The organism is Bradyrhizobium sp., assembly GCF_035570375.1.
In the GTDB taxonomy this organism is placed as follows: Bacteria; Pseudomonadota; Alphaproteobacteria; order Rhizobiales; family Xanthobacteraceae; genus Bradyrhizobium.
This window is the reverse complement of the sequence record NZ_DATMLW010000008.1, coordinates 49,878-75,502: the sequence shown is the minus strand read 5'-3', so window position 1 is coordinate 75,502 and position 25,625 is coordinate 49,878. Positions and strand designations below refer to the sequence as shown.

The 25,625-nt window shown below is 61.0% G+C and carries 25 protein-coding genes; 10 read left to right on the top strand and 15 right to left on the bottom strand.

Annotated elements, in window-relative coordinates:
* From VNX23_RS00975 to VNX23_RS00965, 3 genes are all read right to left on the bottom strand, one after another.
* Positions 1 to 133: hypothetical protein (locus VNX23_RS00975; RefSeq protein ID WP_325627058.1), on the bottom strand; the 133-nt coding region annotated here is incomplete at its 3' end.
* Complete coding sequence (gene gnd, locus VNX23_RS00970; RefSeq protein ID WP_325627054.1) at positions 130 to 1,167, bottom strand: phosphogluconate dehydrogenase (NAD(+)-dependent, decarboxylating); 1,038 nt, start codon at positions 1,165 to 1,167, stop codon at positions 130 to 132. The genes VNX23_RS00975 and gnd, both read right to left, overlap by 4 nt.
* A 226-nt stretch (positions 1,168 to 1,393) precedes the next feature.
* Positions 1,394 to 4,240 carry a bifunctional transaldolase/phosoglucose isomerase gene (locus VNX23_RS00965; RefSeq protein WP_325627052.1) on the bottom strand — a complete coding sequence of 949 codons (2,847 nt, stop codon included), beginning with the start codon at positions 4,238 to 4,240 and terminating at the stop codon, positions 1,394 to 1,396.
* A 431-nt stretch (positions 4,241 to 4,671) separates the two neighbouring features.
* On the opposite strand from VNX23_RS00965, the gene VNX23_RS00960 reads away from it, so the two are divergent.
* Together VNX23_RS00960 and VNX23_RS00955 are read left to right on the top strand one after the other, a co-directional pair.
* Positions 4,672 to 5,931 carry an alpha-hydroxy acid oxidase gene (locus VNX23_RS00960; RefSeq protein ID WP_325627050.1) on the top strand — a complete coding sequence of 420 codons (1,260 nt, stop codon included), beginning with the start codon at positions 4,672 to 4,674 and terminating at the stop codon, positions 5,929 to 5,931.
* Positions 5,932 to 6,273: 342 nt separating this feature from the next.
* Positions 6,274 to 7,047, top strand: a complete 774-nt coding sequence (locus VNX23_RS00955) for a hypothetical protein (RefSeq protein WP_325627048.1) — start codon at positions 6,274 to 6,276, stop codon at positions 7,045 to 7,047.
* Positions 7,048 to 7,066: 19 nt separating this feature from the next.
* Here the strand turns inward: VNX23_RS00955 and VNX23_RS00950 are convergent, their stop codons facing one another.
* From VNX23_RS00950 to pqqA, 10 genes are all read right to left on the bottom strand, one after another.
* Positions 7,067 to 8,122: a 2-oxoacid:ferredoxin oxidoreductase subunit beta gene (locus VNX23_RS00950; protein WP_325627046.1), complete on the bottom strand. Its 1,056-nt coding sequence runs from the start codon at positions 8,120 to 8,122 to the stop codon at positions 7,067 to 7,069.
* Between the two features lie 130 nt (positions 8,123 to 8,252).
* Positions 8,253 to 10,100, bottom strand: a complete 1,848-nt coding sequence (locus VNX23_RS00945) for a 2-oxoacid:acceptor oxidoreductase subunit alpha (protein WP_325627044.1) — start codon at positions 10,098 to 10,100, stop codon at positions 8,253 to 8,255.
* Entirely contained in the window at positions 10,070 to 11,869 is a 1,800-nt protein-coding gene (locus tag VNX23_RS00940; protein ID WP_325627042.1) for an FAD-dependent oxidoreductase, read from the bottom strand. The genes VNX23_RS00945 and VNX23_RS00940 overlap by 31 nt, the downstream gene beginning before the upstream one ends.
* A gap of 232 nt (positions 11,870 to 12,101) precedes the next feature.
* The gene (locus VNX23_RS00935) at positions 12,102 to 12,770 is read right to left on the bottom strand and encodes a hypothetical protein (protein ID WP_325627040.1); all 669 of its coding nucleotides are present in this window, start codon (positions 12,768 to 12,770) and stop codon (positions 12,102 to 12,104) included.
* A gap of 200 nt (positions 12,771 to 12,970) precedes the next feature.
* Positions 12,971 to 13,972, bottom strand: coding sequence for a prolyl aminopeptidase (gene pip, locus VNX23_RS00930; RefSeq protein ID WP_325627038.1), 1,002 nt, complete (start codon positions 13,970 to 13,972; stop codon positions 12,971 to 12,973).
* Entirely contained in the window at positions 13,962 to 15,164 is a 1,203-nt protein-coding gene (pqqE, locus tag VNX23_RS00925) for a pyrroloquinoline quinone biosynthesis protein PqqE (RefSeq protein WP_325627036.1), read from the bottom strand. Before pqqE ends, pip begins: the two co-directional genes overlap by 11 nt.
* Positions 15,161 to 15,472, bottom strand: a complete 312-nt coding sequence (gene pqqD / locus VNX23_RS00920) for a pyrroloquinoline quinone biosynthesis peptide chaperone PqqD (RefSeq protein ID WP_325627035.1) — start codon at positions 15,470 to 15,472, stop codon at positions 15,161 to 15,163. Before pqqD ends, pqqE begins: the two co-directional genes overlap by 4 nt.
* Before the next feature lie 15 nt (positions 15,473 to 15,487).
* A complete protein-coding gene (gene pqqC, locus VNX23_RS00915) occupies positions 15,488 to 16,240 on the bottom strand; it encodes a pyrroloquinoline-quinone synthase PqqC (RefSeq protein ID WP_325627034.1) in 753 nt (250 codons plus the stop codon).
* A 20-nt stretch (positions 16,241 to 16,260) separates the two neighbouring features.
* On the bottom strand, positions 16,261 to 17,190 hold the full coding sequence (gene pqqB, locus VNX23_RS00910; RefSeq protein WP_325627032.1) for a pyrroloquinoline quinone biosynthesis protein PqqB: 930 nt from the start codon (positions 17,188 to 17,190) through the stop codon (positions 16,261 to 16,263).
* Between the two features lie 213 nt (positions 17,191 to 17,403).
* Entirely contained in the window at positions 17,404 to 17,484 is an 81-nt protein-coding gene (gene pqqA, locus VNX23_RS00905; protein WP_009031067.1) for a pyrroloquinoline quinone precursor peptide PqqA, read from the bottom strand.
* A 301-nt stretch (positions 17,485 to 17,785) separates the two neighbouring features.
* Here pqqA and VNX23_RS00900 point away from each other — a divergent pair, with 301 nt between their 5' ends.
* From VNX23_RS00900 to VNX23_RS00870, 7 genes are all read left to right on the top strand, one after another.
* Entirely contained in the window at positions 17,786 to 18,040 is a 255-nt protein-coding gene (locus VNX23_RS00900; RefSeq protein WP_325627030.1) for a DUF6894 family protein, read from the top strand.
* Positions 18,041 to 18,242: 202 nt separating this feature from the next.
* Positions 18,243 to 19,511: a PQQ-dependent sugar dehydrogenase gene (locus VNX23_RS00895; protein ID WP_325627028.1), complete on the top strand. Its 1,269-nt coding sequence runs from the start codon at positions 18,243 to 18,245 to the stop codon at positions 19,509 to 19,511.
* Positions 19,512 to 19,590: 79 nt separating this feature from the next.
* Positions 19,591 to 20,157, top strand: coding sequence for a c-type cytochrome (locus VNX23_RS00890; RefSeq protein WP_325627026.1), 567 nt, complete (start codon positions 19,591 to 19,593; stop codon positions 20,155 to 20,157).
* Positions 20,158 to 20,349: 192 nt separating this feature from the next.
* Positions 20,350 to 21,750 (top strand): amidase family protein, encoded by a 1,401-nt coding sequence (locus tag VNX23_RS00885; protein ID WP_325627024.1) that lies wholly within the window; start codon positions 20,350 to 20,352, stop codon positions 21,748 to 21,750.
* A 16-nt stretch (positions 21,751 to 21,766) separates the two neighbouring features.
* Positions 21,767 to 22,243 carry a glutathione peroxidase gene (locus VNX23_RS00880; protein WP_325627022.1) on the top strand — a complete coding sequence of 159 codons (477 nt, stop codon included), beginning with the start codon at positions 21,767 to 21,769 and terminating at the stop codon, positions 22,241 to 22,243.
* Positions 22,240 to 22,509 carry a DUF3297 family protein gene (locus VNX23_RS00875; protein WP_325627020.1) on the top strand — a complete coding sequence of 90 codons (270 nt, stop codon included), beginning with the start codon at positions 22,240 to 22,242 and terminating at the stop codon, positions 22,507 to 22,509. The genes VNX23_RS00880 and VNX23_RS00875 overlap by 4 nt, the downstream gene beginning before the upstream one ends.
* Positions 22,510 to 22,644: 135 nt before the next feature.
* On the top strand, positions 22,645 to 23,814 hold the full coding sequence (locus VNX23_RS00870) for a mandelate racemase/muconate lactonizing enzyme family protein (protein WP_325627019.1): 1,170 nt from the start codon (positions 22,645 to 22,647) through the stop codon (positions 23,812 to 23,814).
* Between the two features lie 19 nt (positions 23,815 to 23,833).
* Here VNX23_RS00870 and VNX23_RS00865 read toward each other — a convergent pair whose 3' ends face one another.
* Positions 23,834 to 24,064, bottom strand: coding sequence for a hypothetical protein (locus tag VNX23_RS00865; protein ID WP_325627017.1), 231 nt, complete (start codon positions 24,062 to 24,064; stop codon positions 23,834 to 23,836).
* Between the two features lie 320 nt (positions 24,065 to 24,384).
* Positions 24,385 to 24,627: a hypothetical protein gene (locus VNX23_RS00860; protein WP_325627015.1), complete on the bottom strand. Its 243-nt coding sequence runs from the start codon at positions 24,625 to 24,627 to the stop codon at positions 24,385 to 24,387.
* Between VNX23_RS00860 and VNX23_RS00855 the strand changes: the two genes are divergently transcribed.
* Entirely contained in the window at positions 24,626 to 25,621 is a 996-nt protein-coding gene (locus VNX23_RS00855) for an AI-2E family transporter (RefSeq protein ID WP_325627013.1), read from the top strand. The genes VNX23_RS00860 and VNX23_RS00855 overlap by 2 nt on opposite strands.
* The last annotated feature ends 4 nt before the right edge of the window (positions 25,622 to 25,625 follow it).

The window sequence follows — 25,625 nt, the reverse complement described above, 5'->3', positions numbered from 1 at the left end:
CCTCGAGATTGTAGAGCGACGGCATCACCAGACGGTGCGTCAGGTCGCCGGTGGCGCCGAAGATCACGAAGGAGCAGGGATCCGGCTTCTTCTGGTTGGTGAGCTGGGTCTGATTGGGGAGGGCGTCTGTCACGAGCGGCCGGCCTTCGGTTTGACGATTCCCGGCGTGCTTTGCCGCGCCGGATCAGGATGCTGCTGCGGCTCCTTGTGGCCGCCGAAACCATCGCGCATCGCCGAAAGAATTTTTTCGGCGAAGGTATGTTCCTTGCGCGAACGGAAGCGCGCGAACAACGCCGCGGTCAGGACCTCGGCCGGCACCGCCTCGTCGATCGCGGCATTGACGGTCCAGCGGCCCTCGCCGGAATCCTCGACGAACCCTGAATAATTATCCAGCGTGTCGTTCCTGGCGAGCGCGGACGCCGTCAGATCGAGCAGCCACGACGGAATCACGCTGCCGCGCCGCCACACCTCGGCGATATCGGCAATATCCAAATCGAAGCGATGCTCAGCGGGTAGCGCCGCGATACCGGCGTTCTTCAAAATGTCAAAACCTTCGGCATAGGCCTGCATCAGGCCGTATTCGATGCCGTTGTGAACCATCTTGACGAAATGGCCTGATCCGACCGGGCCGGCATGAAGATAGCCTTGCTCGACGCGCGGGTCGCGCCCCTCGCGCTCTTCGGTGCGCGGAATGTCGCCAAGGCCGGGCGCCAGCGTCTTGAAAATCGGGTCGAGACGTTCGACCACCGGCTTGTCGCCGCCGATCATCATGCAGTAGCCGCGCTCGATGCCCCAGACGCCGCCGGAGGTGCCGACGTCGATGTAATGGATGCCGCGTTCCTTAAGCTTTTTGCCGCGGCGGACATCGTCCTGCCAGAAGGTGTTGCCGCCGTCGATGATGACGTCGCCACGTTCCATCAGTTTCGAAAGCGCTTCGATAGTGGCTTCGGTGATCTTGCCGGCCGGCAGCATCACCCAGGCGGCCCGCGGCGGGCCAAGTTTCTTGACGAATTGTTCGAGCGAATCCGAATCCGCAGCGCCGTCAGATGCGATCTCGGCCACGGCCTTGGGGTCCTTGTCATAGACGACGGTCGTATGACCGTGCTGCATCAGCCGGCGGACGATGTTGCCGCCCATCCTCCCCAGGCCGATCATGCCGATCTGCATCTCTGTTAATCCCTAGAGTTCGGTTCGTCTTGCTTGGAGTGGTTGGGTCGATGTTTCAGCAGCGGTGCTGAACTCCCTCTCCCATGGGGAGAGGGTCGGGGTGAGGGGGTACGGTCTATCGATGGAGCGTAACCCCTCACCCGGATCGCCCGAGGCGATCCGACCTCTCCCGATGGGAGAGGTGACCAAGCGCGTACATCCTGCATCTATCGTCATGTATCCAGTTCTAATTCAATGCCTGCCTGATGGCGCGATCGAGCGCATTCAGGCCGGCTTTCAAATCGCCTTTCAGATGCACCCGCAGTGCGCGCCGGCCGCGCTCGGTCAACACGTCGAAGTCGCCGCGCGCCTGCGCCACCTTGATCACGCCAAAGCTCGCCTTCTGGCCGGGTACCGGCAGGTCCTTCGCGTCATCGGAGGTGATCTGCAGGAACACGCCGCTATCGGGCCCGCCCTTGTAAGCCTGACCGGTCGAATGCAGGAAGCGCGGGCCGAATTCGGCGCAGGTCGCGACATGACGCTTGTCGCGCACCGCAAGCCGCATGGCTTGCAGCGCGTCGATATGCGCACCGTTGCGCTGGACATAGGCGAGCAGCGCGACGTAATCGTGAGCATGGGTGCGGGAAAGGTGCGCCTTCAGCCATGAAGCGAGATCACCGTCGGCGCCGGCCTTGCGCAAGGCCGCGGCGTTCTTCTCGTCGGTATAGAGATCAACCTGCGCAGATGACATCGCAGGCTCTTCCGCCGGAAGCGCGCCATTTTTCTCGAAGACTGCCGTCAATGCCCGCGTCTTGACCTTGGCAGCCTCGACGTCGGGCTGATTGAAGGGATTGATGCCGAGCACGGCGCCCGCGACCGCCGTCGCCATCTCGAAGCGGAAGAATTCCTGGCCGATGTGATCGATCGATTTCAGGACAATACGAACGACGGGGTGGCCCGCTTTCTCCAGCGCGGCGAGCTTCTCATCATGGGCGGCGTCGCTCTCGCCCTCGGTGCGAAGGTCGATGAAGAAGCGGTCGTCGCGATAAAGTGCCACATCGCCGATGCCTTCGCCATCGATCGGGATCAGGCCCTTGCCTTCCTTGCCGGTGGATTCGGCGATCAGTTGCTCGGCCCAGGCGCCGAAATCGGCAATCTTTTTCGAGGAAAGGATGGTCACCTTGTCGCGGCCTTCGAGACCCGCAAGTCCCATCGCCAGCCCGAGCTGAACGCCGGGATTTTCATGCGGCGGCACGTCGGCTCCGCAGGAACGCATCATCGCAAGCGTGTGCTGTATGAGCGCACGGACGTCGATGCCGGCGGTCACGGCGGGGACAAGACCGAACGGCGACAGCACGGAATAACGGCCGCCGATCGTGGGATCGCCGTGGAAGACGCGCGCAAAGCCCTGCTTGCTCGCGGCCTTCTCCAGCGAAGAACCGGGATCGGTCACCGCAACGAAACGGTGGCCGGCCTTCGCCGCGCCGATCGTCTCCGACACGCGCGCGAAGAAATAGTCCTTCATCACATTCGGCTCGGTGGTGTTCCCGGATTTGCTGGAAACGATGAACAATGTTTTGGAAAGATCGACCGATTTCTCCATCGCGCGGACCTGCGCGGGATCGGTGGAATCGAGCACATGCAGTTTGGGGAAGCCCGATTTTTTCGGAAACGTCTTTGCGAGCACTTCGGGGCCGAGGCTGGAACCTCCCATGCCGAGCACGACGGCGTCGGTAAACTTCTGTCCCTTCACGCGCTCTGCATAATCCTCATAATCGGCGATATCGGCTTCGGCCGCGCTGTTCAGCCAGCCCAGCCATCTGTTCTCGTCGTCATTGGTCCAGACCGATTTGTCCTTCTGCCAAAGCCTGCGGATTTTCGCCGAGGCGCGCCATTCCTCAGTTTTCCTTTCGACCGCCTTGCCGATGCTGTTCGGAAGCGCAAGCTTCTGCGCGTCGATCTTTCCGCCCAGCACCGTGGCGCGCTTTTGTGCGACCGCGCCGTAAAGCTTGTCGGCAGAATCGGCGAACAGTCTGACACCATCCTTGATGAGTTCAGCCGTGACGGCATCGAGCGAGATGCCGGATCGTTCGAGCTCGGCGAGGACGTGTTGGGCTTCCTCGATGTCTTCCTCGAGGCTGTCGCGCAGCTTGCCGTGATCGCGGAAGGCCTCAAGCGTCGCCGGCGGCATGGTGTTGATCGTATTGGGGCCGATCAGCTCGTCGACATAGAGTACGTCGCTGTAGTCCTTGTTCTTGGTGCCGGTCGAGGCCCACAACAGCCGCTGCGGCCTTGCGCCTTTCGCCTCGAGCTTCTCCCATCTGGCGCCGGAGAACAGACGTTTATATTCCTGATAGGCGAGTTTCGCGTTCGCGATCGCGACCTTCCCCTTCAGCGCGGCGAGCCGCTCCTTTTCGTTCGGGTCGTTGGCACGGGCGATCTTTTCATCCAGCTGCTTGTCGACCGCGGTGTCGATTCGGCTGACGAAAAAGCTCGCGACGCTGGCGACATGGGAGGGATCGCCGCCGTCGGCGACGTATTTTTCGAGCCCGGCGAGATAGGCTTGCGCAACCTCGATGTAGACCTTTTGCGAGAACAACAGGGTGATGTTGATGCTCAGTCCTTCTCCGGTCAGCTGCTCGATCGCGGGAAGGCCTTCCGCCGTAGCCGGCACTTTCACCATCAGATTCCTGCGGTGAACGTCCTTCCACAATCGCCTTGCTTCGGCGATGGTGCCCCTGGTGTCCATCGCCAGATAAGGCGATACTTCGAGGCTGACAAACCCGTCGTGGCCGTTCAGGCGATCATAGACCGGACGCAGCACGTCGGCGGCATGCTGGATATCCTCGACCGCCAGGTGCTCGAACAAATCGGCGACCGGACGATCGCCTTTTTTCAGGGCGCTGTCGATCGAGCCGTCATATTCATCCGAACTTCCAATCGCCTTTTCGAAGATCGACGGATTGGAGGTCACGCCCTTGACGCCGTCGATATCGATCAGCTTTTTGAGCTCACCCTTGACGACAAAGCCGCGGGCGAGGAAATCCAGCCAGACTGACTGGCCATGGTTTTCGAGTTCCTTGACGAGATTCATGATGCCCTGTTTCTGTTCGGGTCCGTTGCCGGATTGGCCGTAACACTGGATCAAGTAACACTAGATCAATATGTGCCAGTGTCTTTCCGATTGCAAAGTTCGAAAACGTCATGCCTCAGTGCGAACATCGGGAAATCGGCACGCTACCGGCGCGCCGGATGATCAACCATCCTTATGCCGCGCTGGTGACCGGATTATGGGTACCTTTGAGGTAATAACGCCCTTTGGCGCGCACCGATCCTCGAAACGATCGCCATCCGGTCACTTCCCGGGGATTTTCTCGACTTTGCGCGCAAGCAGCGCCGCCCGGCGATTGATGCATGGCTGGGTGTCCGCTCCTTCTTCGGCGGGCGCGCGCCTTCCGGGCGATCCCCGGCGCTGCTATCGTGCATCCCATAAAGAATAACATCCGCAGGGGGAGGGTTCCTTCAATGACGCCGACGATCATTCGCGCCACCAGCCGCCGCCGTTTCCTGCAATATCTTGCCGGCAGTCCGCTTTTGGCGTCGCCCTCGCTTGCAGCCTGGGGCATGGAAGCGCCGTCAAAACTGCCCGATCCGATGATCTGGGCGCCACCCGGCAGCACCGGATTGATCGAACGTCCAAAGGACGCCATCAACGTGTTCGATTTCGAACCGGTCTGCCGCAAGAACGTGCCGCCGGCGCATTTCGGCTACATGGCTTCCGGCATCGACGACGAGGTGACGCTGCGCGCCAACCGCGAAGATTTCCTCAAATTCCAGCTGATGCCGCACCGGCTGAACGACGTTTCCAAAGTCGACACCAGCATCGAACTGTTCGGCAGCAAATATGACTCGCCGATCTTCGTCTGCCCGACCGGCGCCAACCAGTTCTTTCATCCCGAAGGCGAACTTGCGGTGGCAAGAGCCGCGCGGGCGGGCAATCATCTGCAAATCCTTTCGACGTCGTCGAACTATTCGGTCGACGATGTCACCAAGGCGCGCGGGGCGCCGGTCTGGTTCCAGCTCTATGCGTCGCCGAGCTGGGAGGTCGCGCAGGCGCTGATCAAGCGCGCCGATGGTGCCGGCTGTCCGGTGTTGATGGTAACGGTCGACCGCGTCGCCGGCCGCAACCAGGAAACCCTGTACCGCCTGATGAAATCCGACACGCGCGAATGTTCGGCCTGCCACGACCGAAGCAGCTTTGCGGCGCGGGCTTTGCGGCGACATAACTATGATGGCATCGACCTCACCGGCATCAAGGGAAGCGGCGAGTCCTCGAACCTGAACTGGGACACCGTCAAGCGCATGCGCGACGTCACGCGCATGAAGATCATGCTCAAGGGCATCGTGACGGCGGAGGACGCGGAGCTCGCGGCGCAGAACGGGATCGACGGAATTCTCGTCTCCAATCACGGCGGCCGCGGCGAGGACAATGGCCGCTCCACCATCGATGCCTTGCCGGAAATCGTCGCGGCGGTGAAGGGACGCATGGTCGTCGTCGTAGACAGCGGTTTTCGCCGCGGCACCGACGCGGTCAAGGCGCTCGCAATGGGTGCGCAGGCGGTCGGAATCGGTCGGCCCTATCTGTGGGGCCTCGGTGCCTTCGGCCAGGAAGGCGTGGAGCAGGTGCTGGAGATCGTCCGCGCCGAAACGCGAGCGGCCATGCAGCAATGCGGTGCGCGCACGGTGAAAGACCTCAATCCGAGTTTCGTGCGGCGAGCGACGTAGGGAACGTATGGGTCCGTTTGCTCTCCGCAGCCCGTCATGCGCGGGCTTGACCCGCGCATCCACGGCTTACTTCTTTCAATGGCGAAAAGTCGTGGTTGGCTGGGCATAGGCGAGCGGAAGCGACGCCGTTCTTCGACGGCTATGCCCGGCCATGACGATAGTAGTACGTGCCTGATCATCCCAAGCGCTTCTCAAGGCGGCGCAGGTTCACGATCGGTTCAGGAATCTTTGAAGGAACTGGTCAAACTTCGGCCGGTTCACTCGGCGACACGCATCGTGCGCTGATCGGCCAGAGGACGGGCACCTCTGGTAAAGCATCACCTCTCGGCCAGGAATTTCGAAATGTTTCAAGGCTTGCAGCGAAGCAAGGTTCCCGAAGTCACACTCATCTTCTGGTTCATCAAGATACTGGCGACGACGCTCGGGGAGACCGGCGGCGATGCGGTATCGATGTCGATGAATCTCGGTTACGCGCTCTCCAGCCTCATCTTCATCGGCATTTTCGTATTCGCCGTGATCGCGCAGATTTCCGCGAAAAGCTTTCATCCGTTTTTGTACTGGATCGTCGTCGTCACGACCACCACCGCGGGCACGACGATGGCCGATTTTGCCGATCGCTCACTCGGGATCGGCTATGGCGGCGGCGCGTCGCTGTTGTTCCTGCTTCTGCTCGCGTCGCTCGGCTTCTGGTACTGGTCGCAAGGAACAATTTCGGTCAACACCATCACCAATCCGGCAGTCGAAACATTCTATTGGATTTCGATCCTGTTCTCGCAGACGCTTGGCATTGCGCTCGGCGACTGGATGGCGGACACCAACGAGTTCGGCTACGAGATGGGCGCGCTGGTGTTCTCGGCAGGTCTCGTCGCGATCGCGGCGGCTTATTTCTGGACCAATGTTTCCAGAACCCTGCTGTTCTGGGCCGCCTTTATCCTGACGCGACCACTCGGTGCCACGCTGGGCGACCTGCTCGACAAACCGAGGCAGGAGGGTGGCCTGGCGTTCAGCAGATACTACGCGTCCGCAATCCTGGCCGCCGCCATCCTTGCCTGCATCGCGTTCCTGCCGCAGCGTGCAGGCTCGCACGCCGCCGAACTCGATGCCAGCCGCTCATGATCGCTGGCAACGGATGGCTTCAGCGCAACGACGCGTTGATTTTTTCCAGGGTCGCCGAGCCGGGGCAAAGTTCGCCTTCGTTGAGCGTGTTGAGCGGGCTGTCCACCGTGTTGAGGTGGTTGTGCAGGTCTTCCGCTTCCGGATCGACATAAAGCAGGCCGGTGACGATCTGGCCCCTGGCGGCGTGTTTTTGCAGGAACGCCATCGCGCCGACGCGGTCGTGTGGGTCGTAATCCGCATCGATCTTGCGCAGCGCGATCCTGGTGCCGTCGTGCTGCTCGACCACCTTGACCGTCCCCGGCGCATATTCGATCGAGATCGGCTCGCGGCCGGTGAGGACGTCGAGGCGGTTCACGGCATCATTGTGCTCGCGCACATAGTCGAAGCTCTTGGTCGAGCCGGCATGGTTGTTGAAGGCGATGCACGGGCTGATCACGTCGATGAATGCCGAGCCCTTGTGCTCGATCGCAGCCGCGATCAGCGGCACCAGCTGCGTCTTGTCGCCGGAGAAGCTGCGCGCCACGAAGCTGGCCCCCAACTGCAGCGCGATCGCCACCAGGTCGACGGCGTTGTCGGTGTTCATCACGCCCTTCTTCGACTTCGAGCCACGGTCGGCGGTCGCTGAGAACTGGCCCTTGGTCAGGCCGTATACGCCGTTGTTCTCGACGATGTAGGTCATGTTGACGCCGCGCCGGATCGAATGCGCAAACTGGCCGAAGCCGATCGAGGCAGAGTCGCCGTCGCCGGAGACGCCGAGATAGATCAGGTCGCGGTTGGCGAGATTGGCCCCGGTGAGGACCGAGGGCATGCGGCCATGCACCGAGTTGAACCCGTGCGAATTGCCGAGGAAGTAATCGGGCGTTTTCGAGGAGCAGCCGATGCCGGAAATTTTTGCAACGCGATGCGGCTCGATCGACAGTTCGAAGCAGGCCTCGATGATCGACGCCGTGATCGAGTCGTGGCCGCACCCGGCGCATAGCGTCGAAATCTTGCCCTCGTAATCGCGATGGGTATAGCCGAGCTGGTTCTTGGGCAGACCCGGATGGTGGAATTTCGGTTTGGCAATATAGGTCACGATAGCACCTGCAGTTAAACGCCCGTCATGGCCGGGTGTATCCCGGCCATCCATGTCTTGGCTGATTGAAACGAAGGCGCGGATGCCCGGGACAAGCCCGGGCATGACGTCCGAACAAGGAGAGGATCGCTCATGTCTTTACCTTGCGAAGCGGGGTCAGCGTCAGCTGATCCTGGTGGTCGCCGATCGCGCCGGCGATGAAGCGGGCGGTGATCGGCGTGCCGTCATAGTGGCGGATCGGCACCAGCCGCACCGGATCGATGCCGTTCTCGTTGACGATCAGCGAGCGAAGCTGGGCGTCGCGGTTCTGCTCGACCACGTAAACGAAATCATGGTCGGCGATGAAGCTTGCGACTGAGGAATGAAACGGGAAGGCGCGAACTCGCATGCGATCGAGCAGGTGACCGCGCGCCTCGAGCAGTTCGATCGCTTCATCCATCGCAGGCGCGGTCGAGCCGAAATAGATCACCCCGTATTTGGTCGGCTTTGCGGCGTTGGCCTGCAACGGCCGCGGCACCATGTCCTGCGCCGTCTCGAATTTGCGTACCAGGCGCTGCATGTTATCGGCGTAGACCGAGCCCTCCTCGGAGTAGCGCGCGTAGCGGTCGCGCGAGGTGCCGCGGGTGAAATACGAACCCTTGGTCGGATGGGTGCCGGGATAGGTGCGGTAGGGGATGCCGTCGCCATCGACGTCCAGATAGCGGCCGAAGTCGCGGCCTTCGTCGAGCATTTCGGCCGTCATCACCTTGCCGCGGTCGTATTGGCGGGCATCGTCCCACTTCAGCGGGCGGCAAAGCCGGTGGTTCATGCCGATGTCCAGATCGAGCATGACGAAAATCGCGGTCTGGAGCTGCTCGGCGAGATCGAAGGCTTGCGCCGCGAATTCGAACGCTTCGGCCGGGTCCTCCGGAAACAGCAGCACATGCTTGGTGTCGCCGTGGGAAGCATAGGCACAGGCGAGAATGTCGCATTGCTGGGTGCGGGTCGGCATACCGGTCGAAGGGCCGGCGCGCTGCACGTTCATGATCACCGCCGGGATTTCAGCGAAATAGGACAGCCCGATGAACTCCTGCATCAGCGAAATGCCGGGGCCGGAGGTGGCGGTGAAGGCGCGCGCGCCGTTCCATGACGCGCCGATCACGATGCCGATCGAGGCGAGTTCGTCTTCGCCCTGCACAATGGCGTATTTGGCCTTGCCGGTCTTGGAATCGTGCCTGAGCTTCTTGCAGTGGCTGGCGAACGCGTCCGCAAGCGAGGACGATGGCGTGATCGGATACCAGGCGCAGACGGTGGCGCCGCCATAGACCGCGCCCAGCGCAGCCGCGCTGTTGCCCTCGATGAAGATGCGGTCGCCGACCTTGTCAGCCTTCCTCACGCGCAGCCCGATCGGACATTTCAGATTTTGCAGCGCCCAGTCGCGGCCAAGATGCAACGCGTGCACGTTGGAGGACAACAGCTTTTCCTTGCCCTTGTATTGTTCGCCGATCAGCTGCTCGATCAGCTTCGGATCCATTTCCAGAAGTGCCGACAGCGCGCCGAGATAGATGATGTTCTTGAAAAGCTGGCGCTGCCGCGGGTCGGAATAGGTGGAATTGGTGATCGCGGTCAGCGGCACGCCGATCACGCTGATGTCGTTGCGGAATTTCGACGACGGCAACGGCTTGGTCGAATCGTAGAACAGGTAGCCGCCGGGCTCGATCGAGGCGACGTCCTTGTCCCAGGTCTGCGGGTTCATCGCCACCATCAGATCGACGCCGCCGCGCGCGCCGAGATGGCCATCCTCGGTAACCCGCACTTCGTACCAGGTAGGCAGGCCCTGAATGTTGGAGGGGAAGATGTTGCGCGGGCTGACCGGCACGCCGTGACGCAGGATCGAGCGCGCGAACAGCTCGTTGGCACTGGCCGAGCCCGAGCCGTTGACGTTGGCGAAGCGGACGACGAAGTCGTTTACGCTGCTGATCGGGCTCTGGACGGGCATGATGTACCTGCGTAGGTCATGTCGATGAGATACTTCTGCATGTCCCATGCACCAGTGGGACAACGCTCGGCGCACAGCCCGCAATGCAGGCAGACGTCCTCGTCCTTGACCATCACCCGGCCGGTCTTGAGGCCTTCGGCGACATAGAGGTCCTGGTCCGGGTGCTGTGAGGGCGCCTTCAGCCGTGAGCGCAGATCGGCTTCCTCGCCATTCTCGGTGAAGGTGATGCAATCCATCGGGCAGATGTCGACGCAGGCGTCGCATTCGATGCAAAGCGGCGCCGTGAAGACGGTTTGCACGTCGCAATTCAGGCAGCGCCGCGCTTCGCCAAGCGCAAGCTTGAGGTCGTAGCCGAGCTCGACTTCCGCGCGGATGTCCTTCAAGGCAATCACCTTGTCGCGATGCGGCACCTTGAAGCGCTTGTCGTCGGAGACGTCGTTGTCATAGCTCCATTCGTGGATGCCCATCTTCTGCGACGTGATGTGCACTTCGGGCAGCGGCCGCTCATTGACATCCTCGCCGGAGATCAGCTTGTGGATCGAGAGCGCGGCATCATGGCCGTGCGCCACCGCCCAGATGATGTTCTTCGGGCCGAACGCGGCGTCGCCGCCAAAGAACACTTTCGGATGGGTCGAGCCCATCGTCCCGGGATCGACCTTGGGCATGTTCCATTTGTCGAACTCGACGCCGCAGTCGCGCTCGATCCAGGGGAACGCGTTCTCCTGGCCGACCGCGACGAGGACATCGTCGCAGGCAATGGTCTGATCGGGATCGCCGGTCGGCACCAGATTGCGCCGGCCCTTGGCATCATACTCGGCCTTCACCTTCTGGAAGGTGACGCCGGTGAGCTTGCCGTTGTTGTGGGTGAAGGCGACCGGCACCATGAAATTGAGGATCGGAATGTCCTCGTGCATGGCGTCTTCTTTTTCCCACGGGCTCGCCTTCATCTCTTCGAAGCCGGAGCGCACGATCACCTGGACGTCCTCGCCGCCGAGACGGCGCGCGGTGCGGCAGCAATCCATCGCGGTATTGCCGCCGCCGAGCACGATCACGCGCTTGCCGATCTTGCTGGTGTGGCCAAATGACACGCTGGAGAGCCAGTCGATGCCGATGTGAATATGGCTTGCGGCCTCCTTCCGGCCAGGGATGTCGAGTTCGCGGCCGCGCGGCGCGCCGGAACCGACAAAGATCGCGTCGTAGTTCTCACCGAGCAGTTTTTTCAGGCTGTCGATGCGCTCGCCACCACGGAACTCGATGCCGAGATCGAGAATGTAACCGGTTTCCTCGTCGATCACCGAATCCGGCAGGCGGAACTTTGGGATTTGCGTCCGCATCATGCCGCCGGCCTTCGGGTCCTGGTCGAACACGATGCAGTGGTAACCCAGCGGCGCGAGGTCGCGCGCTACCGTCAGCGAAGCGGGGCCGGCGCCGATGATCGCGATGCGCTTGCCGTTTTTCGCCCCCACGCGCGGCAGGCGGCTCTTGATGTCGTCCTTGAAATCGGCGGCGACGCGCTTGAGCCGGCAAATCGCAACCGGAGTTTCCTCGACACGGCCGCGGCGACAGGCCGGCTCACAGGGACGGTCGCAGGTGCGGCCCAAAATTCCCGGGAACACGTTCGACTTCCAGTTGATCATGTAGGCGTCGCTGTAGCGGCCGTCGGCGATCAATCGGATGTATTCAGGAACGGGCGTGTGGGCGGGGCAGGCCCACTGGCAATCGACCACTTTGTGAAAATAGTCGGGTGCCGAGATATCAGTCGGTTTCATTCCTACCTTGTCCGCGCCAGGATCGAGCGACACGCGCGGCCTTACCTTGCTTGCGAACGCTCGCGTGGCGTCCTTGTGGTTTTTGAATTTGCGTCATCGGCCTATCGTATTAGAGCCAATCCAGATCACGCACAAAGGCAAATTTGTGCGAGGTCCATCCTTTTGTTCGATCGCTTGCCGACGTTGCTAAAATATCATTTATGCGGCAGTGCAGCATTGAGAATCTGCCCGTTTAAGCGGGTATCTCGCTGTTCGAAAGGTCCCACATCAAACGGTAAGTTCCCGTGGAAACCACCGATAATTTGAACTCGCTATTGACAATCAGCGCCGAGAGGGCCGCCCTCGACGCCGCGTCCACATCGATTGCATCCATCAGCACGAACCAGTCGGCGCTGCCTGTGCTGACAGATGGAATTCCCGCCGCGGGCGCGGACAAGACCGGATCATTTTCGATCAGGTGCATCGAGATGATGCCATCAAATTTGCGCGGATCGAGCGCGTCGCGAAAAAAGCTGCGCAGACTTTCTTCGCTTCCCTTGGCCGGGTGAAAGCGAATGATGCCAAGCGCCGCACCGCGGCCATTTCCGCGGCTGATGGTGATGCGCGCCACTGCGCGGATCATGTTCTTGAAGCGCGCCATGGTCTTTTGCGACCATTCGGTCGGGTTGGCGAGCCGGGCCTTGTAGGCCGCGCTGTTGAAGACGCCGATTGTCGTCGTCGAGTAGAGGCAGAGATACTTCGGCGCCCCCTGATGGGCGACGTAGCGCCTCGCCTCGAGAAAACCTTCGATCGCGACGCGCTCTTCGAGATGTTCGCGGTCATACCAGCGATTGAAGTCGGCTTCATCGGCCGCGTCGATATCCATCGACGTCAGCAACATGCCCTTTCCGGCGATCGGCATTTTCTATCCTTTTCGTTTTCTTGTCATGCCCGGCCTTGTGCCGGGCATCCACGTCTTTTTCTCTGCGATAAGCAAAGACGTGGATGGCCGGGCATAGGCGAGCGGGAGCGACGCCGTTCTTCGAACGGCTATGCCCGGCCATGACGAAGGCCTTTGGTCTGCTTCTTGAGCTCGCTCCTCAGGATAAGGAGAATTATCAGCTATCCCGATATCCTCGATGCGACATCCGCGATTGCCCTCATCACCGCATCCCGTACCCCGGGATCGTAGAGCGTGTGACCGGCACCTTCGACCACGCGAATTTCGGCATCGCGCCAGACTGCGGCCAGCGCACGCGACGTTGCGGGCGGACAGAGCAGATCGTAGCGGCCCTGCACGATGATTCCGGGAATTTTGCCAAGTTTCCCGGCTTCCTCCAGCAACTGGGAAGGCCGCATGAAACAGTCGTTCTGGAAATAATGCGCTTCCATGAACGGCGTGGCGGGCAGCGACTTCGGCTGATGCGACGAATGGCGATCAAGGCGCCTGCGAGCGGGCACCAGTTCGGAGAGACAGCGCTCGGTGTCATGCCAGGCGCGCGCGAACGGCGTATGCACCGCGGGATCGGGATCGAGAATGCGGCGCCAATACGCATCGAGCGGCGTCGTTCGTTCGTGCTCGGGCAGCAGGCCGATGAAATCTTCGAACAGATCGGGATAGAAGCGCGGCAGCGCGTCGAGAAACGCGCCCTCAAGTTCGCTCCGCGTACCGAGAAAGGTCGCGCGCAACACGATTCCGGCGACGCGATCCGCATGCGCCTGCGCATAAGCGAGCGCCAGCGTCGCTCCCCAGGAGCCGCCGACGACAATCCAGCGAGCGATGCCTAACTTCTCGCGGATCGTTTCCATATCTGCGATCAAATGCGGCAGCGTGTTGTGTTCGCGGCCGCCCCTGGGACGGCTTCTCCCCGCGCCGCGCTGGTCGAACAGCACGGCGTGAAATCGCTCGGGATCGAACAATCGGCGGTGATCGACCTGGCAGCCGCTGCCCGGTCCGCCGTGCAGATAGACGGCGGGGATGCCCTCGGCGCGGCCGACGGTTTCGAGATGGATCTCGTGGGCGTCGCCGACGGCAAGAAGCTGCGAGGTCAGGGGCGCGAACGGATCGGCACGCTTGCTGGCGGATTCGGCAGCGCCAATCGCGCCAATGGCATCAGGCGCCATGGCCGTCATCGGCTTCCGGCGTGCCGCCAGCGAAATTGCGATAGATGAAGCGGTTGTTGTTGCCGGCGGCTTCCTGCTCCGCCAATTTGAAAATCTGCTCGTGCAGCGGCGACAGCGTGCAGGCCGGATCGGTATTGCCGGCATCGCCCGTGAGCGCAAAGGCCTGGCAGCGGCAGCCGCCGAAATCGATTTCCCTGAACTCACAGCTCTTGCACGGCTCCTTCATCCAGCCGGTGCCGCGATAGCGATTGAAGGCCTCCGAATTCTGCCAGATCCACGCGATCGAATGATTGGAGCGCACCGATTCGAATTCGAGCCCGGTGATGCTTTCGGCGGCGTGGCAGGGCAGGATCTTGCCGGAGGGAGAAATGTTGAAGAATTGCCGGCCCCAGCCGCCCATGCATTTCTTTGGCCGCAGCGCGTAATAGTCGGGAATCACGTAGTCGATCGCGAGCGTGCCCTTCAGCCGCGCTTGCGCTTCCTCGACGATCCGGCTCGTCTGCTCGAGCTGCTCGAAGGTCGGCATCAGCGCGGCGCGGTTCTTCAAGGCCCAGCCGTAATACTGCACATTGGCGACTTCGAGCCGGTCGGCGTCGAGATCGACCGCCATCTGGATGATGTCGGGTAGCTGGTGCAGGTTCTGACGGTGCATGACCGCATTCACCGTCAGCGGCAGATCGAGTTCGCGGGTCCATTTCGCGACTTCGATTTTCTTGGCATGCGCGCCCTTGAAACCGGCGACACGATCGGCGGCCAAAGCTTCATCGCCCTGAAAACTGATCTGCACGTGGGACAGCCCCGCATCCGCGAGCGAAGCAAGCCGTTCGCGCGTGAGCAGGACGGCCGAGGTGATGAGGTTGGAATAGAGCCCGACGTCGCTGGCATGCCGGATCAGTTCGACGAGGTCCTTGCGCGCAGTGGGCTCGCCGCCGGAGAAGTGGATTTGCAGCACGCCGATCTCGGCGAGTTCCGAGAGCACCTTCTTCCATTCCTCGGTGGTGAGCTCGGAGCCTGCACGATCGAGTTCAAGCGGATTGGAGCAGTAGGGGCATTGCAGCGGGCAGCGGTGCGTCACTTCGGCCAGCACCGCCAGAGGAATGCCGAAAGTCTCCGCCGTCGAACGATTCGATTCGAGCGCGGCGAGACCATCGCCGGCGGGGGCGGTTGGCTTGCCATCGTCGAGAATACTCATGACGTCCTCTCCCGCGCTTCGGTGAGGAAACCCTTGTCGGCGAGGTCCTGCAGCATGGCAATCACGTCGGTCGCGATTGCGTTCCGCTCGGCGGCGTATTTCGCGGCGAGTTGATCGACCATGTCGGCGACACTGCGCACGCCATCGCAAAGCTGCAGCACTTCGACCGCGATCTCGTCGGGCGCCAGCACCCGCTCCGGCGCCAGGATCACCCACACCTGGCGCGTCTCATCGAATTTCAGCCGGGCATGGCGCGGCAATTTGGGCCGGCTTGTCTCGCTGACACTGATGTTGCGCCCCATTGCCATCGCTTCTCTCGGTCTTCAGCTCGCCGGCACAAAGGCGCCCGGCGGAATGTGGCCTTCCACATAGGCATGATACAGCGCATCTAGCTGAACCCATAGCACGTTGGTCTTGAAGATCAGCGCGTTGCAGACCGCCTCGCGCTGTTCGGGGGTTTTGGCGTGCGTCTTGACGTAGTCGAGCGCGAAATTGGCGTCGCGCGGTGCCTGCGCCAGACGGCGCTTGAAATAGCTCATGATCTCCGGGTTAACGAAATCGTAATGCTGCAGCATCCCGGAAATGCGTTCTTCATGCAGGTTCGGCGCAAACAGTTCCGTCAGCGAAGAGGCGATGGCCTCCAGTGGACTCTTGTCGCGCACGAAATGGACATAGGCCTCCACCGCAAAGCGCGTCGCAGGCAGAATACCTTCAGTGGATTCGACATAGGCCGTATCGAGCCCCAGGCCTTCCGTCAGTTTCAGCCAGCGCTCGATGCCGCCTTCGCTTTCCTTGTCGCCATCATGGTCTTCGATCCGGTGCCGCCATTCGAGACGTGTGGCCCGATCGCGGAAACGCGAGATCACGACCGCGTCCTTGATCGGGATCGTGCTCTGGTAATAGTAGCGGTTGAGCGCCCAGGCCTGCACCTGGCCCTTGTTCAGTCTGCCGCCGTGCAACAGCTTATGGAACGGATGCAGGCTGTGATAGCGCGTGGCGCCGATATGGCGCAGCGCCGCTTCGAGTTCCTCGGCGCTGTTGAGCGGCACGTCCTTGCCGATGGAATAGGCGGTCATGGCACGGGGGGCTGCGATGTTCAAAGCACGATCTCCGTTCCATCCTTCGGGATTTGCCATCCCGCCCGCTCGAGGATCAAGCGCTCCTCAGAATCGCGCAAAAGCGCCGGGTTGGAATTGTTGATATGTAAGAAGATCTTCCTGTCGATACCAAGGCCCTCGAGGGCGGCGATTGCGCCTGTTTCGCCCGACATGGCGATATGTCCCATGCTCTGCCCGGTCTTGGTGCCAAGGCCGGAACGGACCATTTCATCGTCGCGCCACACGGTACCGTCGAAAAGGACCATCGGCGCGCCGGTGATCCGCGATCTGAGGTCGTCGGTTACATCAGCGCAGGCGGCGAGAAAGAAGAAATGCTTGCCGGTCGCCTTGTCACGGATGCGAAGGCCGAGCGTATCGCCTTCGCCGTCCTTTCCCGCCGGATGAGGCTGGCCCTCCAGATACCACGCGCCCTTGCCCGCGACCGCGAACGGCAGGATCTCGATTCCTGAGGGCGATCCGTCGGGAAGGGAAGGCTCGAAGTTCCGTTCTAGCTGGATCGGCTCGCGGCGCACGTTCTTTTCATTGAGCACGTTGAAGATGCTGTTCGACTTCAGGATCGCCAGCACTCGTTCGTGCCCATAGATCGTGAACGGCCAGCCTTCGCGCATCGACAACAGCCCCGCCACCGCATCGATCTCGCCATTGGTCAGGATCACGCCCGCAATCGGGCTGTCGCGAAGCTTGCCGGCTCTAGGGTGAAGCTTGGGTGTCGCAATCAGTTGCGCTCGCAGGTCGGGCGATGCATTGATCAAAAACCAGTGATCGCCATCGGCACTGATTGCGACCGAAGCCTGCGTGCTTTGAAGCTCGGGATGTTCGGTTCGCGCGGCCTGGCAAACCGGACAGCCGCAATTCCACTGCGGAACACCACCACCTGCCGCGGCGCCCAGGACGACGACGCGAAGCATAATCCGTCTCCTGGAATGCTCTTAAGCCTCGAAGTTCAAAGCTTTCAAAGCTTTGAACTTGGGGTTTGATGCTAGGGGCGCTCAATACCCGGAATTTTGAGCCCGGGAAAAGCCTCAAAGGCAGACCCGGGCGTAAACAACGTTCCCGGGAAAGGAACGTGTCACTCCCGACGGTCCACCCTGATCAAGAATGAAGGAAGCTGTCGCTGCCGCTTATTTGCGGGCGGCGCAAGCATACATGTTGATTTCCATGCCGACCGGCACTTCGACGATTTTTGGTGTCTTCCAGGCCATTGTTGGCTCTCCTTTGAGAATAAACCGGACGTGCTCTCCGCCCTCCGCATAAAGTAAATACGGATCGGAAAGTTCGCCAGCGAAATCTTTAACACCGGGGAGCTGCGAAAATTCTATGTTGCGGCGCAAAAAGAATTCACAGGCTTGTGCGGTGGGCCTGTCAAACCAATGATGGATCAACAGGTTCATCTTGGGCTGGCGGAACGCCAAGTTCGGTCAAGTCGCGGGCTTAAGCGTTCGGAATAAAGCACTTGTGAGAAAGGGGCCGCGGCTTGCTGCGGCCGGCAACAGGTTTTGAGCCATGCCGCGATATTTCTTCAATACCCGTATAGGCGATGAACTGATCGTGGATCCCGAAGGCGAGGAACTCAAGAATCCGGACCGCGCCTGGGAAGTCGCCCGCGCCATGATCCACGAATTGTTCAGGACCGAGGAAGCACTAGACCTCTTGCGGGCGACCATCGAAGTGACCGACGACGAAGGGGAGATCGTGCTCGAGTTTCCCTTTGCCGAGGCACTGTTCGAACGCAACGACTTGCCCCTCACCAAGCACTGACCGATTGCAAGCGGTGGTTTGGGCGCTACATCGGCGCATCCGCATCTATTCCGGCATCGCTTGCGCGCAACCTGCCGGTTTCGCTGATGTTTCCGATTGCGCCCAAGCGCAAAAATCTTCAAAACTGTAGCGATGGAGTCCACCGGCAGGGCAGGGGTTTGCCCATGCAGGGAGCGAAGACTTCCACAAACGGGAGAACATTATGAGGATTTGCTCATCGGCGCCGCGCAGCCTTTTGCTCGCTGGTGCCTTTCTAGGAGTGTTGAGTTGCGGCGCTGTGGCGCAACAGCCGGCCAGCCCCCCGGCCGCGGCGCCTGCCGCGCAACCGCTTCCGCCGGGCTCACCCATGATCGGGCGGCCGGACAACGAAGCCGCGCAGAAGCTGGCGCCCGTCGCGCCACCGCCGCTCGCGGCGGCACCCGACAAGCTGCCGCTGGCAAAGCTGAAGGTTCCGGCCGGCTTCAACATCGAAGTCTATGCGGCCGGCATGGCAAACGCACGATCGCTGGCGCTCGGTGACAAGGGCACCGTGTTTGTCGGCAGCCGTCTGCTCGACAAGGTCTATGCGATCATCAACAAGGACGGCAAGCGGGAGGTGAAGGTGATTGCCTCGGGCCTCTATCGGCCCAACGGCGTCGCCTTCAAGGATGGCACGCTCTACATCGCCGAGCTGTCGAAGGTCTCCAAGATAGAGAAGATCGAAGACAATCTCGACAATCCGCCAAAGCCTGTTGCCATCTATGACAACCTGCCGAAGGACGAGGCTCACGGCTGGAAATTCATCGCCATTGGGCCGGACAACAAGCTCTATGTCCCGGTCGGACAGCCCGGCAACAACGTGCTGCATGACGAAAACCACGGCCAGATCCGGCGCATCAACCTCGACGGCAGCGGCGCCGAAGTGGTGGCGCGCGGCGTCCGCAACACCGTCGGCTTCGACTGGAATCCGGAAACCAAGCAGCTCTACTTCACCGACAACAGCCGCGACTGGATGTCGGAAGATCTTCCGAACGACGAGCTCAACCGCATCACCAAGGTGGGTGAGCACTTCGGCTCGCCGTATTGCTGGCAGGGCAACATCCCCGATCCCGAATTCGGCTGGGGACATTCCTGCAGCGAGTTCACCCCGCCGGTCGGCCTGATGGGACCACACGCGGCCGCGCTCGGCATGCGGTTCTACACCGGCAGCATGTTCCCGAAGACGTTCAAGAACGCGATCATCGTGGCGCGGCACGGCTCCTGGAACAAGACCGTCAAGTTCGGCGGCGACGTCGTCGTCGTGCACCTGAACAAGGACGGCACGGTCAAGAACATCGAGCCGTTGATCACGGGCTTCCTCGAAGACAACAAATATGTCGGGCGCCCGGTCGATGTGATGCAGTTGAAGGACGGCTCGCTGCTCGTCTCCGACGACTGGAACGGCGCCGTCTGGCGCGTGACCTACGGCAAGCAGAAAGTCGCGGGCCAGTAAGCCCGCGGGAAACAATCGGGGGCAGTTTCAAACTGCCCCCGATTTTCATTATCTGAAGCGACTACCTCAGGACGAATCGATGCGTAGTTTGATCGCGGCGCTGGCGTTTTTCTCGCTGGCTTTTTCGGCACACGCGGAAACGATGCAAGAGCGGACCGCCGCCTGTTTTGCCTGCCATGGCGAGAAGGGACAGTCGGAGACGGAAAATACGCCATCCCTTGGCGGCCAGCAGGCACCCTATGCGCTGATCCAGCTTTTCATGTTTCGCGAAAAGCTGCGGACCTTCGAGCCCATGAACGACATGGCGAAAGGTTTCACCGATGACGATCTGCAGAAGTTTTCCGATTTGATTTCCAAACTGCCGAAGCCGAAACCGCCGGACGATACCCCCGATTCCGCTCGTATGCAGCGCGGTCAGGCGCTCGTGCAGCAGCACCGCTGCAACAACTGCCACAATGCGGATTTTTCGGGCAAGGAGAACGTCCCTCGCATCGCCAACCAGCGCGAGGACTATCTCAACAAGACGCTTGTCGAATACAAGGACAACTCGCGCCACGGCTATGATGCGACCATGGCGGACGTGATGCAGGTGGTCACCAAAGAGCAGATCGCCGATCTGGCGTATTATATCGCCCGCGTCCGCTAGGGCATGATCCGGACCCGGAGGGCCGCGTCAGCGCAAAGTGGAAACCGGTTTTCCCTTAGCTAACAAACGCGGAACGCATTTGCGCGGAGATCATGCTCAAACAAGGAGATGCGCTCATGATGCGATTCCACTTAATCGCATTATGATCTAAAAGCGCGCTGGTTTCGTGGGCGCGATATCGGGGAGTTGGTCATGGAAGATCTCTGGCGCCTGTCGGCTCTCGAACTCGCCGGCCTGATCCGGTCGAAAAAAGTCTCGGCCAGGGAGGCAGCGATCGCGGCGCTCGCCCGGCTTGACGCGGTCAATCCCTCCATCAATGCGGTGGTCGATCACCGGGCTGAACAGGTGCTGGCAGAGGCCGCAGCGATCGATGGCAAGATCGCACGCGGCGAAGACGGTGGCCTGCTTGCAGGCGTGCCGGTCACGATCAAGGTCAATATCGATCAGGAAGGCTTTGCCACCACCAACGGCCTGAAGATTCAGCGCGAAACAATCGCGCGCGCCAACAGTCCCGTGGTGGACAATCTTCGCAAGGCGGGAGCGGTGATGCTGGGGCGCACCAATTGTCCGGCGTTTTCCTATCGCTGGTTCACCACCAACCTCGTCCACGGCGACACCAAAAATCCGCGCGATCCATCGATCACACCGGGGGGGTCGTCCGGCGGAGCGGGCGCGGCAGTCGCCGCCGGCATCGGCCATATAGCGCACGGCACCGATATCGCGGGCTCAATTCGCTTCCCCGCCTATGCCTGCGGCGTTCACGGCCTGCGCCCGACGGTCGGCCGCATCCCGGCCTTCAACGCGGCGCTGCCCGAACGCACGATCGGCCCGCAGATCTCTGCGGTCTCGGGCCCGCTCGCGCGCACCATCGGCGATCTCAGGGTAGCGTTGGCGGCAATGTCGGCAAGGGACGTGCGCGATCCCTGGTGGGTCCCGGCGCCGCTCGAAGGCCCAGTGATGCCAAAGCGCGCCGCCTTGTGCCTGCAACCGGGCGGCTTGCCAACCGCGGCCGAGGTGAAGGCGGCACTGTCGGAAGCCGGCAAGCGGCTGGAGCGTGCCGGCTGGTCGGTCGAGGAAATCGCAGACACGCCGCCCTTGCGCGAAGCGGCCGAACTTCAGACCAGGCTCTGGCTCGGCGACGGTTATGAAGCCCAGCTCGCGGCTGCCGAGCGGGAAGGCGATCCATGCGCGCTCGCCTGCCTGCGCGGCAACCGTGCCAGGGTTTTTCCGTTCGATGCTGCCGCTTTGTCCGGCGCGTTGACGCGGCGCGCCACGCTGGTTCGCGAGTGGTCACAGTTCCTCGAGAACTATCCGGTTCTTCTCATCCCGGTCTCGGCTGAACTGCCGTTTGCCGATCAGCTCGACATGCGAGACGAGGCCTCCTTCACCCGCGTCTGGCAGGCGCAACTGACGCAGATCGCGATTCCCTTCATGGGCTTGCCGGGGCTGACGGTATCCACGAGCCTGGTGGGGCGCATTCCCGTCGGCGTTCAGGTCGTGGCCGGCCGCTTCAGGGAAGATTTGTGCCTCTCCGCAGGCGAGGCGATTGAATCATTCGGGACCCCGGGCTCGCCCATCGATCCCGTCAGTTAGGAGTCTGAGAGCAATCATGTCGAGCATTTATGATTTTACGGCAACATCGCTTGGCGGCGAGGACGTTTCCTTAAACCGGTTCGCCGGACAGGTTTTATTGATCGTCAATACTGCCAGCGCCTGCGGATTCACGCCGCAATACAAGGGCCTCGAAAAATTGCAGCAGGCCTATGGGCCGCGGGGTTTTTCGATACTCGGCTTTCCTTGCAACCAGTTTGGCCGTCAGGAACCGGGAAATGCGGCCCAGATCCAGCAATTCTGCGCCAGCAACTACGCCGTCAGCTTTCCGATGTTCGACAAGATCGACGTCAACGGCGATCATGCGCATCCCTTGTACCAATATCTCAAGAGTGAGAAATCCGGGCTGCTCGGCCCTTCGATCAAATGGAATTTCACCAAATTCCTGGTCGATCGTTCGGGCAAGGTGGTGGCGCGCCACGCGCCGACCACGACGCCCGAAGCACTCACAAAGGAAATCGAGGCGCTGTTGTGAACGAGAAGAAGGAAGAGACGCCCGAGGCGCTTCCGGATCGGCTATCGATCGATCCGAGAAGCCCCTATTACAACGAGGCTATACTTTCGCGCGATGTCGGGATTCGTTTCAAGGGCATCGAGAAAACCAATGTCGAGGAATATTGCGTCAGCGAGGGATGGATTCGCGTGACCGCGGGCAACGCCAAGGATCGCTACGGCAACCCGCTCACGATCAAGGTCCATGGCCCCGTCGAGCCGTATTTCAGGGACAAGCCGAAGTCATAAGCTTGGAGAGAAGCTGTAACTCGGCGTCATGGCCGGGCTTGACCCGGCCATCCACGTCTTTGCCGCCGCAAAGCAAGACGTGGATGCCCGGCACAAGGCCGGGCATGACGAAAAAAACCAAAGGCCCAAATCCAAATGTCCGTCCGCATTGTCGATATCCGGGAAATCACCAAGCCGATCGCCTCGGCCATCCGCAACGCCTATATCGACTTCAGCAAAATGACGACGAGCCTTGTCGCGGTTGTCACCGATGTGGTGCGCGACGGCAAGCGCGTGGTCGGCTATGGCTTCAATTCCAACGGCCGCTACGGGCAGGGCGGGTTGATCCGCGAGCGGTTTGCACCAAGGCTCAAGGAGGCCGATCCGACGACGCTGCTGGATGAGGCCGGCGACAATCTCGATCCCGACAAGGTCTGGTCCATCCTGATGTCGAATGAAAAGCCCGGCGGTCATGGCGAGCGCTCGGTCGCGGTCGGCACCATCGACATGGCGGTATGGGATGCGGTCGCCAAGATCGCGGGCAAGCCGCTGTTTCGTCTGCTTGCCGAGCGTCACGGCCTCAAGGCCAATCCGCGCGTGTTCGTCTATGCCGCCGGCGGTTATTATTATCCGGGCAAGGGGCTCTCGATGCTGCGCGGCGAGATGCGAAGCTATCTCGACCGCGGCTACAACGTCGTCAAGATGAAGATCGGCGGCGCGCCGATCGCGGAAGACCAACAGCGTATCGAGGCCGTCTTGGAAGAGATCGGCAGCGACGCCCAGCTTGCGGTGGATGCCAACGGAAGGTTCGATCTTCAAACCGCAATCGCCTACGCCAACATGCTGCGGCAATATCCGCTGTTCTGGTACGAGGAAGCGGGCGATCCGCTCGACTTTCAGCTTCAGGCCGCGCTTTCGGAATTCTACCCCGCGCCGATGGCGACCGGGGAAAATCTCTTCAGCCATCAGGACGCGCGCAACCTGATCCGCTATGGCGGGATGCGGGGCGATCGCGATTGGCTGCAATTCGATTGCGCACTGTCCTATGGGCTTTGCGAGTACCAGCGCACGCTGAAGGTCCTTCAAACGCACGGCTGGTCGGCCAGCCGCTGCATTCCGCACGGCGGCCACCAGATGTCGCTGAATATCGCGGCAGGCCTTTCGCTCGGCGGCAACGAGAGCTATCCCGACCTGTTCCAGCCCTATGGCGGTTTCCCCGACGGCGTCCGCGTCGAGCATGGTCACATCACCATGCCCGATCTGCCGGGCATCGGCTTTGAGGGAAAATCCGATCTCTACAGGGAGATGAAGGCGCTGGTGGAGTAAGACGCAGCCGCGGGGGCCCTTACGCAGAACCCCTGAAGGTCGGTGACCTCTGGTAGGATCGACGCAGCAGCGCCAGCAGGCTGCCGCCGGTCGCCGCCCCCAGCAGGTATACGAGGATCGTCAGAACCGCCAGCGGCGCTCGGACCCTGAAGCTGAGGAACGACACCGTCGTTGACTCAAGGTTCTGGAGGGCAAAGATCAGGGTCGAGACCGCAAACAAAATGATTACGGCCAGATAAATCCAGCGCATATGCTCTCCTCCTCCTGGTGTGGCGGTTCAGCAGTCCGCATCATTGCTGCTCCGAGTTCGTCGTGCGGACTTCTGAACCAAAGCCACACTAGAAACAATAACTTGCTAGCGTCCTTTCGATTCCGAAGTTCGTTAAACGAGGTCGCTGCAAAATGATGCGAACTTCGGAATCGGGACACTGGCGAGAGATGCCTGGATCATGATGCGATCAAGTGGAATCGCATCATGATTTCATCTCCTCGTTTGAGCATGATCTCCGCGCAAACGCGTTCCGCGTTTGTCGCGAGGGAAAACCGGTTCCCACTTTTCCGGATCATGCTCTAGGATAGCTGAGGGATGATGCCGGCCACAACGGCTTCTTGATGTTTTCGATTATTCTCGTTGCCGACGAATTGGCAGGATACAGACTGCGCCGGAACAGCAGCCAGCGCAAGAAGGTGCCTCGGCGCGAGGATTGCAGTTACGGCTCCGTTACATAACGAGGTGTTTTCCGGCAGCAGGACTTTTTTGAATCGTCCACGAAACGGCATCCGGTGGGGAATGAATACTGGCATTGCAATCATGGCATCGGTCGTCCTTCTTGCCGCCGTCGCGCAAGCAAGCACGGTGTTTGCTCCGCTTGCGCTTGCGTTGTTCATCATTGCGCTGGTCTGGCCGTTGCAATCGCGGTTGCAGCGTCGCCTCCCGAAACTGCCAGCACTGGCGATCACGCTCGCCATTACACTCGCGGTAGCTCTCGGCTTTGCCTCTCTGGCGGCATGGGGTTTCGGCCGTGTCGGCCGATCCGTGTTGGCCGATGCTGCTCGCTACGAGGCAATCTATGCACGGATGATGAGTTGGCTCGACAGCCACGGGATCGATATCGCAGGATTATGGGCGGAGCACTTCAACGTCGGTTGGATCGTGCGCACGGCACAATACCTGACGACCCGCGCCAACACGACGCTGACCTTCTGGCTGATCGCGGTGGTTTACCTCATGCTTGGATTGCTCGAAGTCGATGACATCAAGCGGAAAATCGCTTCGCTCGAAAATCGGCAAGCGGCACGGGTTCTGCTGGATGGAAGCGCCCTGACGGCGGCGAGGATCCGAAAGTATATGCTGGTGCGAACGCAGATGAGTCTGCTCACCGGGCTTTTTGTCGGGGCTTTCGCCTGGGCGACGGGCCTTCAGTTTGCAGTCGAATGGGGCGTGATCGCCTTCTCGCTCAACTATATTCCATTTATCGGCCCCTTCGTCGCAACTCTTTTTCCGACATTGCTGGCAATGGCTCAATTCGACAGCTGGCAGGAGGTTCTGACGTTGTTCATCTGCCTCAACATCATACAGTTTGCGATTGGCAGCTATATTGAGCCTCGCATCTCCGGCAACATTCTCTCGATATCGCCCACGGTCGTGCTTTTCGCGATCCTGTTCTGGACGTTTCTCTGGGGGCTCTTCGGCACCTTCATCGGAGTGCCGATCGCTCTCGCGATGCTCAGTTTCTGCAGGCAGCATCCCTCGAGCCGATGGATCGCCGATCTGCTTGAGGGACCGAAAAAGCCGAACACCGGCTGAATCC